This is a genomic window from Sphingobacterium sp. UBA1498, from assembly GCF_002325125.1.
Lineage (GTDB): Bacteria > Bacteroidota > Bacteroidia > Sphingobacteriales > Sphingobacteriaceae > Sphingobacterium.
Map to the genome: position 1 here is coordinate 26,044 of NZ_DCRG01000011.1, position 12,446 is coordinate 38,489.

At 42.3% G+C, this 12,446-nt stretch carries 6 protein-coding genes; 2 read left to right on the top strand and 4 right to left on the bottom strand.

What is annotated here, in order from left to right:
* Positions 1-3 precede the first annotated feature (3 nt).
* Complete coding sequence (gene istB / locus B3139_RS07940; RefSeq protein WP_293881655.1) at positions 4-828, top strand: IS21-like element helper ATPase IstB; 825 nt, start codon at positions 4-6, stop codon at positions 826-828.
* 61 nt (positions 829-889) lie between these two features.
* On the opposite strand, the gene B3139_RS07945 is transcribed toward istB, so the two are convergent.
* From B3139_RS07945 to B3139_RS07955, 3 genes are all read right to left on the bottom strand, one after another.
* Complete coding sequence (locus B3139_RS07945; protein WP_293881657.1) at positions 890-3,052, bottom strand: hypothetical protein; 2,163 nt, start codon at positions 3,050-3,052, stop codon at positions 890-892.
* A 15-nt stretch (positions 3,053-3,067) separates the two neighbouring features.
* Positions 3,068-8,173, bottom strand: coding sequence for a hypothetical protein (locus B3139_RS07950; RefSeq protein ID WP_293881659.1), 5,106 nt, complete (start codon positions 8,171-8,173; stop codon positions 3,068-3,070).
* A gap of 267 nt (positions 8,174-8,440) precedes the next feature.
* Entirely contained in the window at positions 8,441-9,142 is a 702-nt protein-coding gene (locus B3139_RS07955) for a tail fiber domain-containing protein (RefSeq protein WP_293881661.1), read from the bottom strand.
* A gap of 318 nt (positions 9,143-9,460) precedes the next feature.
* On the opposite strand from B3139_RS07955, the gene B3139_RS07960 reads away from it, so the two are divergent.
* Positions 9,461-10,636, top strand: coding sequence for an IS4 family transposase (locus B3139_RS07960; protein WP_293881663.1), 1,176 nt, complete (start codon positions 9,461-9,463; stop codon positions 10,634-10,636).
* Between the two features lie 236 nt (positions 10,637-10,872).
* On the opposite strand, the gene B3139_RS07965 is transcribed toward B3139_RS07960, so the two are convergent.
* Positions 10,873-11,652 carry a class I SAM-dependent methyltransferase gene (locus B3139_RS07965; RefSeq protein ID WP_293881665.1) on the bottom strand — a complete coding sequence of 260 codons (780 nt, stop codon included), beginning with the start codon at positions 11,650-11,652 and terminating at the stop codon, positions 10,873-10,875.
* Between the last annotated feature and the right edge of the window lie 794 nt (positions 11,653-12,446).

Here is a 12,446-nt window from a genome sequence, read left to right on the forward strand (position 1 = left end):
AATATGGAAACATTATTAGCAAATTTACGCCAGCTAAAATTGGCCACGATGGCCCAGAACCTTGAAATGAGGAATAGGCATGCCCTGGAAAAACAGATCAGCTACCTTGAATTTCTGGAGCTGCTCATCGAAGATGAAATAGTAAAAAGACAGTCCAATGGCTATCAGTCCAGGCTAAAGGAATCCCGGCTGGATACGCAAAAGATCCTGGACAGTTATGACCTGAGTTACCAGCCGGACCTGGACAGAAGGCTATTATTTGACCTGGCTTCCTGCCGGTTCATAGAACAGCGCTCCAATGCTATATTCATGGGGAAACCCGGTGTCGGGAAAACCCACCTGGCCCATGCGATCGGGCTTGAAGCGGTCAAAAGAGGTAAAAAAGTACTGTTTGCACACACAAATGAAATGGTCGAAAAACTGTTCGCATCAAGGGCAGACGGAAGTTACCAGTCCGTATTGCAGCGTTATCTAAAGCCTGACCTGCTGATACTTGATGAGCTGGGCTTCAAAAAAATGCCGCAGAACAGTCTGGAAGATTTCTTTGAGATCGTTCGCAGGAGGTACGAAACGGGGTCTATGATCATCACCACAAACCGAAACTTTGAAGACTGGGGAAACCTCTTCGGTGACAGGGTAATTGCTTCTGCTATTATAGATAGGATTGTCCATCATGCAACAATTGTAAAACTTAATGGGAACAGCTATCGCGTAAAAAATCTTATCGAACTACAGGATCTTTTTCCTGGTGAAGATACCGCAAGGACTAGAAGAGGGCGCCCTCGAAAGCAGGAAAACGAAATCTCAGATGATCAGGATAATGAATGATTATTTTTGCATATTAGTGGGGGCATTTTAATGAGAATCAGTGGGGGCATTCTAATGAGAATTAACAGTTGATGCTCTTGAGCTTGCCGTCAACCGTATACACATAATCCACCCCCTGCAGCTTATCGCCATATTCAACACGTTTCAATCCTCCCGTTATAGCGTAGATATATTTGGCATGCAGCACCCTGCTGGAAATATTGTCAGTTGTATTGGTATACACTGTTTTCAGCTTACCGTTCAGGTCATACTCATAATAGTGCACAAAGGTCTCCGCTGCCGTATTCTTCTGGTACACCGATTTGGTCACCCGGCCAAACTCGTCGTAACTGTAGTCCATTGTCTTATTGCCAAGGCCAGTGACATTGCTGATCGTCCAGGACACATTACCGTCACCGTCATAGCTGTACCACCTGCGGCTCACCAGTTTGGTGGCATCCTTCACGTTGTTGGTCAAAAGGCTGTATTTGGCCGTATAACTTACAGCGCCGCCCAAAAAGTAGGCATCCTGTACATAACCCGCAACTCCGTGCGTGGTATTGGCCACATCGTACTGGATCTCGCTCACATCGCTCTGCGTACCAGCAGTGGAAGGAAGACCAGCTGCGTCCAGCATCGCTTGCGTGAGGTCCTCAAACTTGATCCCCGTACCCGTGGGAAGGTATTCTCCAGACTGCAGTGCTCTTCCGTAAGTATCATAGTTGGTATAGCTGTAGCTGCCCTTCTGTTTCTGTAAAGCGTTCTGTGAGAAACGGATCTTACCCTCGGTATTATACTTCAGCTCCGAACGCCCCTGGTCAGGGCTTGTGCTCGCTGCTAGCAGTCCCTGCGCATTGTACTCGAAGGTCTTTACATAAGGCACACTCGCCAGCGTGGCATAATTCGCCAGCCCCCCGTTCAGCAGCTTCTTCACACCCTCGGGCGGGATGCTCGCACGCAGACGGCCCAGCTGGTCATAGAAGTGCATCGAGATCGTGCCCAGACCAAGGCTGTAACTTACCGCCTGTGCCCCGGTAGTCGTCCGCAGCTCATAAAGCCCCTTGCCCAGCGTCACCGCTCCCGTGGAAACACTTGTCACGGCTTCGTTCAATACATAGTTCACCAGGCTCGAAGCCGCGCCGCTGAAACTAACCGACTGCGAGGCAAGTACCGGAAAATATGCATTGCTGTTTGCAGCAACATTCACCGTCTTGGCAACAGTCAGCTCCGTACCGGCCAGGGCCGAAAGCACAGGACGATCATCTATAGAGACTGAGATTCCCACATTCCTATCTGCATCCAGGCTGACCGACATCACCCGGACTGCCGAGTCCACTGCCGTACGGCCACCGACCTCAGCATCCGTAAAATACTTGCTCCGGATGCTCTCATATAGCTCAAGTTCCTTGGTCACAGGGACCGAAAAAGAAACCGCCTCACGGTTCTTGCCCATCCGCAGTTCATTGCCGACTCCGGCCGTGCGGCTGAAGATACCGCTCCCATTGGAGGCATCCGTGCCCAGCGAATAGGGATGGGTCGTGATATCCTGGTATGCATCCAGGGTATTGGAGGCGCTGTAGTACCAGCCGACCGTACCCGTGGTGCTCCCGTTCACAGCATCCCCGCTCGAGGTCTTGTCGACCTTCGTCCCCGCACTGTTCAGGTAACGCCCAAAATTGCGGAACGTATAGGCTGTACCTGTACCATTGGTAAAAAACTTCGTCTTATACAAAAGCTCATTCCCACCGATCGGTGCCGAAAGTGTACTCCCTACAGCCCCGCCATAGACCGAATACAAGGGCTCGCTCGCCAAAACGATTCCCGCCTCCAGGTTCCGGCTCTGCGTCTGCAGCACCTTGCCCAGGTCGTCATAAAACACCTTGCCCTCGGAAACCACCTGGCCCGCAGCATTGAAGCTCCGCCCAAGGATCCAGTTCATGTCCGCATTCGGGTTGTTGTTAATGGGACCTGTGATCGTCGGGTCCACCTCAAATAATGCCGTGGCACCGGACTGAACCGTCGTACCCGCATTCAGCGTCACCGACTGACCGCTCCGCGCAACCAGGCTCTGCCCCGGGGACAGCACATAGCTGCTCTGGCCCGCTGGAGGGAAAACGATCGGGTCGGGGGTAATGATCTGTGTCTGCCCCTGTGCGCTCAAACCTGTAAGGCACAGCAGCGCTATAGCGTAGGGGGCAGCAGCTTTTGCTGCCCACCTGTATGTTCGTCTTTGTTCTCTTTTCATCTTTGGTTAACAACCTTAGTTCGACAGTCCGTTAAAACTCCTGGTACTATAGTTCAGCTGCGTCTCCGAAACCTTGTAAGGCGTACGGCCGAACTGCTCACGGTAGGTCGCAACTAGCTGCCCCATCGCATTATATTCATACCGCGTATAGAGGTTGTTACGGTCTAGGCTGTAGGTCAGCTCACCCGTCGCTGCATCGTACACCGAGGCCAAGCTTACGCTATTTTTTGGATGGAAACGGAAATCATCAACATAACTCGTACCGGTACCGTCATTCTTGGCAAACACACGTACCGTGGTACCACCGCTCAGCGTGATGTCAAATGTGACCAGTGTCCAGTTGCCCGAGGTTTTAGTGCTCACAGTAGAGGCTGCCGAGACCGTTTTCTGTACGCCGTCAAGCTGATAGTACAGCTTCACATTATGGGCCGCCTGGTTGTTCACCCACACACTGGCCGTATACGTACGTGCAGCAGTCAGCTCGGACACAGCAACACTGTAGTCAAAACCGGTCTGGCCAGCCGCCAGTTGGATGCTCTTACTGCCCGTGTGGAATGCTGCAGCGGAAACAGTACCTGTACCCTTACCAACCTCAAACTTCTTAGCATTGCTGATATTCTCGTCCTCAGCCCCGCTGAAGGCAATCTCCCCATATTTGGCAAAGGTACCGCTCAGCACCGGCTTGGCATTGTTGTAACCGTAGCGCGTGCTCACGTAGTTGTTCTTGAAATCCCGCATGCTCAGCACGTGGCTATAGGTATCCATCAAAACCACATCGCTGTTCCGCTTCCATGCCGCATTTGCACCGGCAGGATTGCTGCCCGGAAAAGCTACAAAACTCGCCACGGCTGTCATACCGTTGGCAGCAACACTCGAGGGCATCCATACATATCCCGACGTCTGGCGCCAGACATCACCATTGGTAGCCGCACTGTTCTGGACAATAGCGTTGCCGCTCCCGTCAAGGACAGATCCCCCGTTGCTCCACACATTGTAACTTGCAGAGACCAGGTGCTCCTTGACACCGCTCGCATTCAGGCGGTAAACATTGCTCGCAGAAACCTGCGTCAGCATGTTCTTCTTCGTCCCGTCAAGCTGGCTCGGGCCCATCGCAGCAAAATCCCGGTAGGCCGGTGTGCTCTGGCTCAAAAAGCTGTTGCCGTAGGAATCCGTTGTGATAGACTCCGTAACGGCACCACTGTAGAAATCAAAGGCATTCACCTTTGTCGAGGTCTTGGTATTGTGGATATAATCGTATTCTACCGTACCGATATTCACCAGCGGATAATCCTCACGAGCTGTCATCGTACCCAGGGTCTGCCAGGTGTTATCTGCATTTAAAACTTTTTTTGCTTCAGAAAATCTTTCTGTTATCAATCCTTGATAACCAAATTTTTGCAGTCTAGTTTTATACTCTTCAAAGAAATCACCAGTGATACCTTCATGCAGATACTGGTTGACAACACGCTTGGTTAGCTTACCGTTACCGTCATAATTAACTATACCTTTTGGAGATCCCAGCAGAGACATAAATTTGCGAAGAACATAATTTCTGGTAGAAACACCGCTATTTATATCCCGATTAAGAGTGGATTTATCGATCTTCAGATCAGCAAACGTCATAAACTCCATTACCGACTTGCCCGCTGAAGGGGATAAAGTTGCGTCTGGATAAATCGTTTCTGTTGATGTTTCCACCCTAGCATACATCACACTTGGTCCAGGTAGCTCTGAAGTGAATTTGGTAGAGGCAAATAAGCCCTCATTAAACATAGCATCATAATAATCTTTATCAGCGGCAGAAAATAAATGCGCATACCTAAAAGGTTCGAACCCTAAAGGTTCATATATTGTAATACCGGATGAAGTAATGTTATTCTCTTGCTTATAATTATAATTGGTGGACATCTTCACACCATCTAATGTTTTTAATTTTATTGATTTGACTCGCACTCCTGATCCTCCGACCGTATTATATTTAGGTTGGACTGCAGGAAGGTTGTATCCAAGCATACTGGTATTCCTATAGTTTGCGTCCCCTATATGGAAAAACCATTGTTCTGTACTCGGATTCATTCGTACATCAATATAATTGCTTCCTACAGCGGCTACCTCTAATATAAAATTTGCCATAACATCTGTTACAGGTGTAAATGAAGAATATATAGGATCTTTTTTCTCTGACGATCTAACCATATGTCCTCTAATTTCATCTCCTACACTACAATAATCATAACAATCTTTAATATTAGTATTGGAAAGTCTATAAATCCCAGTTGAGACCTTGCTAAGGTATTCAAACCAAAAAGGTCTATTCACTCCGTATGAAGCTTTTTCAAAATCGTGCCCCTCATAATCAATATTCACTGTTGCTCCTGTAGTTGTTTTAATCGTCCTCAACGACCACACATCTACAGAACGTATTGATCTTTTTGTAGGCATTCTAGCAAAATTAGGCTCAAAATTAAATTCATAATCAGATTTGAACATTCCCCAAAAATCATAAAAGTCCTTTTTGTAGGGAGGATTTTTGGTTTTACGAATATTCTTTAAGCCAGGATTTGTTATACTAGCCCCACCCTTCAGTTCATAACTAAAAGTTCCATTTGATTGAGTAATTCTATCAATATATCCACAATAGATAGGATTAACTTCATCAGTTTCGATAAGATCGCCTATCTGGTAACCTACTGCAACTCCAGTTATACTTCCTGTAGTAACTGTTCCTTGAGCTTTTCCTTGCTCTTCCGGCAGTAGATTATAGCCAAATTCCACAGCTGGGAGAATATTCGCCCCCCCTTTTCCCCTTGTTTTTAGAGACTTTAAAGTAAGCTTACCCAATTTTGTAGACGGGTTAGAAAAATCAAAACTTGTAACAGTCCCCTTAGCCAGTGAATAATCGTAATTCAAATCAATTACTCTAAGGGAATTAGATTCCAACTGTGATCGCCCATAGGCATTCACATCATTTTTATCCAATGTATTATTAGGTAATTCACATTGAGAACAGTCCACTGTCCTTCCTGCAGGAATCATACCTGCTGTTCCTCCGATACCTTCATTTAACCCAACTGCGGCATTATTTTTTAGAATGTAGACATGACTCAATCGAAGACTTTGATTTGAGTTTATATTATAAATACCTGTGTTATTGTAATCCGTAGATACGTTGTTTTGTGAAGACCAGTTTTTATTAAAGGACTCTTTTGAAGCGCTTTTTCCATCATTGCGACTTTCTTTTTCAAATAGTGCAGTATGCGTTCTTGTTTTTATTGCGTTTAAATAATAAACCTCTTTTTTTCCGAGTGCTATTGTTTGAAAATTTTGATCAAAATTGATCATAAACCCGTCAGCAGGATTTCTCCAAATAAATTCATCTGACCACTTTCCGTATTCGAAACTTACCCAATATCCATAATCCGCATCATCAAGCACACCTATAGTGCCTCGATCAACATAATCAGGCCCTGTTACAGCAGTCAAATGCCATATGTAAGCATAACCAGAACTTTTAGTCTGTCTATTGAATTTAAGTCCATTAGCCTTTCCCCTATTTTCTTGATAGCTTTCCTCTTCATATGAGTATGCGGGGAGATTGTAGTGGTAAGTTACACCGCTCTCATTTGTAATAGCAAAACCTGTTATTCCATTGCTGGTCGTTCCTGCTGCAAGCGCACCAAGATGTTTTTTTCTATCTAGGCCCAACGCCACCGGATGAATAAACTTAACATTACTATTAGGGACGATTACATTTCCGTTTGCATCAACTTTAAAATATTGAATCGATTTAGATCCCGTGAGTACTTGGTTCGTCGCATTATACCCCCCACCCCAATTTGCATCTGCTCCAAATGGAGCCGTAAATGGAAGGCTTCCGGTGGTAATAGTTGTAGCGTTTGTAGCAAAAGCATTGTTAGCTTGCTGCAATGTATTAGAAAAGTCACCAACAAATCGGAAGCCTAAATTATTGGACACCTTTGAATTGTTTGCATACTGAACAGTCATTTTTGCTGGATTTGTCCCTTCTCTCTCAAATACATTCTGCTTTGAAAGAGATCCCTGGTAAAGGTATGGTCGGACTACCCCACCTATCCCTTGACCTGTAACTTCATAGTTATCGAAAGCTGGGAAAGCCCCCCCTTGAAATTTTTCCGGATTTGTAAAGAAAACCGAATTTTCATTAGGTAGTTGATAAATATCATTGATCAAGGAATTATTTGTTAATAGTCCACTAAAAGATTTTGAATTTAAAGCACCATAAATGCTACTCGACTCTGTTTCATCGGACCAATATCTCGTTCTTGTATTAGAGTAATTAAAAAGTATTAGATTAAGTCCATTTTTACTTGTTTCCGTCTGAATCAAACCTTCTTTACTATTTGACAATTGACTTTCAATAGGAAGTGAAAATGAGGCTGACGCTCCATTTGTAGATAAAGTTGCTCCTAAAATATTAAATACGGAAGCAGATATACCTACAGAAGCATTTTCACCTAAAGAAGCCGTCAAGCCGACCGATCCAGCCGACAATCCTCCTGTAACTGAAAATCCATCACTATATGGATTAGATCCTACACCAATACTAGCCATAATACCTGAGCCTTTTTTCCCTATACCAAAAGAATAGGCAACGTTCCACCCTACCCCCACTCCAAGATATGTATCTTTAATTACAGTAACATCGGCAGACACATTAATGACTGGTATATTTACACCCACTGAAGTCGTGTTTGTCACCCCCCCTTCCCAATAATCCCTGCGACTGCCTTGTATGTTTGCCCAATCGTCTGGAAAGCCGTTTACACTGCGTGTAACAGAACCGGGATTAAGCGTCCATCCCAAACCTACCCAACTACTTTCTTGCTCTGGATTAATTCCCGCATGATAAGATAGCGACAATGGATAACTTCCTTCTGGTCCGGGAACCTCCATCAAAGGTACATTGTAGACAAAATCCCCTGTAACGGGGTTGACCATTGTTGAAGTATCTGTAGGTTCAAAACTTGTGGCATCTGGCGATTGCGGCCCCGTCGTCAAAGCAAGAGCCGTCAAGGGGCTAAAAGTCTGGTATAGTGTTGCACTGAGACAAACCAACGCGAATATTTTTCTTTTTCTTTTCATTAATTCTAGATTAATCTGGAGACGTTAAATCCCAATAAGATAGCCATAGGGCATTACATTTATATTGGTCAGAAAGCGATGAAGGAAAAACTTTAAAATGTAACTGTCAGTAATTTAAATTATTAACTAATTTACAATAGTACATACAACCACAAAAACAATATCGTTTACAGCCTATGGGCATCTTCTAAAAAAGTTATTATAGAAAGATCTGCCTACTAACTGGAAATGTTTAGGTTTCCTATTTCAACAGCTTATTACTAGTTACTAGTCTTCTCTTTTAGTTACACCTACAGCAGGAGCAATTAGCGTACTTGTACCACCACCTTGCCTACCCGCAACAAGTGCTTTTAATTCTTCAATAGTCTTCTGCTGTTCTTTGATTGCCTCCACTAAATAAGGAATGATATAATTATAGGACATTGCTTTGACGCCTGAACTATCTGCAGTAACAACGGCTTCTGGGATAATTTTCTCAACTTCCTGAGCTAAAAATCCAATTTGATGATTATTGCCTCCTCCGCTTGCGGAACGTTGTACCATTCCTTCTTTCCAGTCATAAGAATAGCCGTTGAGCTGGAGTACCTTACCTAAAGCACTTTTCCCTGTTTCAGTAGTTGTCGCGATGCGTTTAATATTTGTTTTTAATCGCTCGTCTGATACCTGAATAAACGATCGGGCTTCTACGTCTACATGACCAGTGCTGGTTAGATTATAGAAAACTACTTTGTTAACACTATTTATTCGGGGGTCAGTCTGTTGCATATCAATATGCAATGCATTTGTTCCTGCACCATAATTTCCGAAAGAAGTAAAACGAATTTGCGGCTTGCTAAATTGAAGCGGAAATGTAGGCGACGCTGTACCTATACCGATGTCGTTGGAAGATGAAACTGCTACTTGTGCAACTGCAGAATTACCTGCAAAAAATAATCCCATTAGAGAGAAATAGGTCAACAATCTATTCATATTATACTAAGTTAAATTTATTTCAAAACACACAAACACCAGATATAGCTTGTTATCGATATTTTATAACAAGCACTAGATTGTATAAATCTAATTTTAATGATCTTTTATAAGATGATAGAAACTGACTGGTAAAATAATTTGAAACGCAATATTGTTTAGCAGAATAATAAACAGTAAATACTTAGATAAAAATGGCTAATAAAAGAACTTCCTTCTGGCACCATAAATCACTTGCGTCCTAAACGTTTAAAAAGTGGCGGTGTTTGGATATAGCAAAGTTGCTATATTTAAATCGCAAAATTATAACACACCGCCATGATAAATTTAAATGTTTTTAGTCAGATTTTATCTCTTATCGACCGCGAATTATTCAAAGATTTGGTTTCAAAGCACAAAAGTGACAAACATCAGAAAGGGATCAACAGCTGGACGCATCTAGTCAGTATGCTTTTCTGTCATTTTTCCTCGGCAGATTCGGTTCGTGATATTAGTAACGGTCTACGCAGTACCAATGGTAATCTGAACCACTTAGGTGTAGTAAGAGCTCCAAGTAAGTCTAATATATCCTATATCAACACACACCGTACCCATGAACTTTTCAAAGATCTTTACTATTCTGTTTTGGATAGGCTTTGGCAAAAGGACACCCATTTTCGCAAAGATCTTGGTCAGCTAAAGCGTAAAGTTTATCTGATGGATGCCAGCATCATCCCCTTATGTCTATCTGTATTTGACTGGGCTAAATTCAGGAGCACCAAAGGTGCGGTAAAACTGCACACCGTTCTGGATTATGATGGCTGCCTGCCTGTTTTTATGCAGGTTACCGATGGAAAAGTACATGAGAGCCAGCGGGCCGGTAGTTACAGTTTTTCTAAGGGAAGCGTGGTGGTAGTGGACCGTGGCTACGTGGATTACAGCTGGCTTGGGGATTTGGACAGCAGGGGCTGTTATTTCGTTACCAGGAGTAAAACCAACATGAATTACAAGGTTATCAAATCATATCAGAGTGAAGCACTCCTGGAAAAGGGAATCATTAAAGATGAGATCATTGAGCTTTCCGGTGCTGCCTGCAATAAATACAATTCCAAACCGTTACGCCTGGTCCACTTTTGGGACAGCACAACTGGTAATGAGTACCACTTTTTGACCAATAATACTAAATGGAAGGCTTCTTTGGTGGCAAACATCTATAAACAACGCTGGCATATCGAAGTCTTCTTCAAGCATCTAAAGCAGCGCTTAAAAGTATCGACATTCATAGGGACTTCTGAAAATGCAGTGATGATACAGATCTGGACTTCACTGATCGGCATATTACTGTTAAAGTACCTCCAAAAGAAGGCCAAATATGATTGGAATCTTTCCAATCTTGTGGCATTCATCAGAATGAATATCTTCGTGAAAATAAACATCTGGAAATGGATAGATGATCCATTTGTCAGGCCTCCGGTCAAAGGAAAAAATGGACAGCTGAACATCTTCACGGAATGAAAAGTAGGGGTCAAAATTCAAATGAGCAAAAAATCAATGGTTGTAACACAGAAAACGACTCCTAAAATTTATTTAGGACACATGTGACCATAAATGTAAAAATTAGAATTAAAATAAAAAAGATTATGTTGATCTTTTTTATTCGAAAAATGAAAAAAATATTTAGGTAAAAAAAATGGGCTGTTAGTTTAAACTAACAGCCCATTTTTTTTTATCTCGATTGTCAAATTTTTAGATCAACGCCACATAAATCCGCGGATTCGAAAGAAACGAAGAAACTTATTAATCACCGTTAATGCTGGTTTCTTAATTTTCCACTTTAATCCATCAAACCCTGTAGGTGCTGCATCGAAGTCCTGGACTGTCGCTGTTCCAGTTCGCATATGTGTAGGAGCTTTGTCGTGTCTTTTCTTCTCAACAACGACAATACTATCATAGTAGTGGACAGAGTCAGCCGATCGCGTAAATTCATTGACTTTTAATCCACGTTGTTCGGAATGATAAGCGTTGATATAATCAATAAAATTTTTACTGTATTCGATAAAGGTGCCATTTCGCTTGTGCCCACCTCCATAGAAGACTTGATAAGAAGTGTGCAAGTCTTCACATAAATAGACTCCATTGTCTTTAACATGGTCAAACAGCTCTTCAAATGTAATAATCTGTTGTAGCATGGTATGCCCACCATCGTCAATTAAGATATCTACTTTTGGAATTTCCTTTTTTAGCTTGCGAAGGAAGTTTCGATCCGATTGCGAACCAATAAAAATTTCTACGTTTTCTTCTTCCAGTTCTTTACAATGAGGATTAATATCTACACCATAGATCTTCGCTTTGTCACCAAAATAGTCCTTCCACATCTGGAGGCTCCCACCTTGAAAAACACCGATCTCCAATACAACAATCTCTTTTCCCCTAAATCTACTGAAATGCCGGTCGTATACATCAAAATAATGCATCCATTTATTGATCAACTTATCGTTGTTGTTCCGGAAGTACTTTTCTAAATCGTTCATTTTGGTTGTTTATAAAATATCTTTTACGCCGACGAATTTAGCGAATTAATGTATAAAAATAAAGTAGGTAATTTGTTTTTTTATTGTGGTGCCACATACTGCAATGTACAGTGCACCGGCTGATAAATTAATGCCAGCTTTTAATAAAAAAGAATTTTTCACACCATATTTAATTAGAGTAAAAAATGACAATTTAATAAAAATGCGAATAATTCATCTTGATATAAAAAATATTAAAATAGAATGAGTCCGATAAAATATCGGACTCATCTCTGCAGCTAGTTTTTATCTTTATCCAACTTTTGAAGTAAAGTTCATATACTCAAGCTCATTTGAAAAAATTTACAAATATTTTTTTCAAAAATTAGACATCTTCTATTCCTATTCTATCACAATTTAATTCGGAATACTTTAACAATTATAAAATATATAATTGATATTATAAAAAAACTAACAAAAAGTCGTATTATAAGATCTAGCGCATGTGATGGAATTTCAGACCACTTAATTTTCCCACTAATAAGATCTATAAGTGTATAAAAAGAAACTATAAGCAAAGAAAACTTTACAATAATCCATAGTGATGTATTTTTTTTCATTCTAATTACTTTTTTGATGGTGCTGAAACACTAGCTTCCGGAAGCCTGGGTAGTGTAAACTGAACTGTGTCACATCACTCCTTTTAGGGTTCGTGCTCAGAGGCTGAAAGCCTCGAGTGCGAACCCTAAATGGAGTTGCCCAAGGCTTTAATTATATCCCCAAATTTAATATGTAATTGTTGCATTGTCAATCCC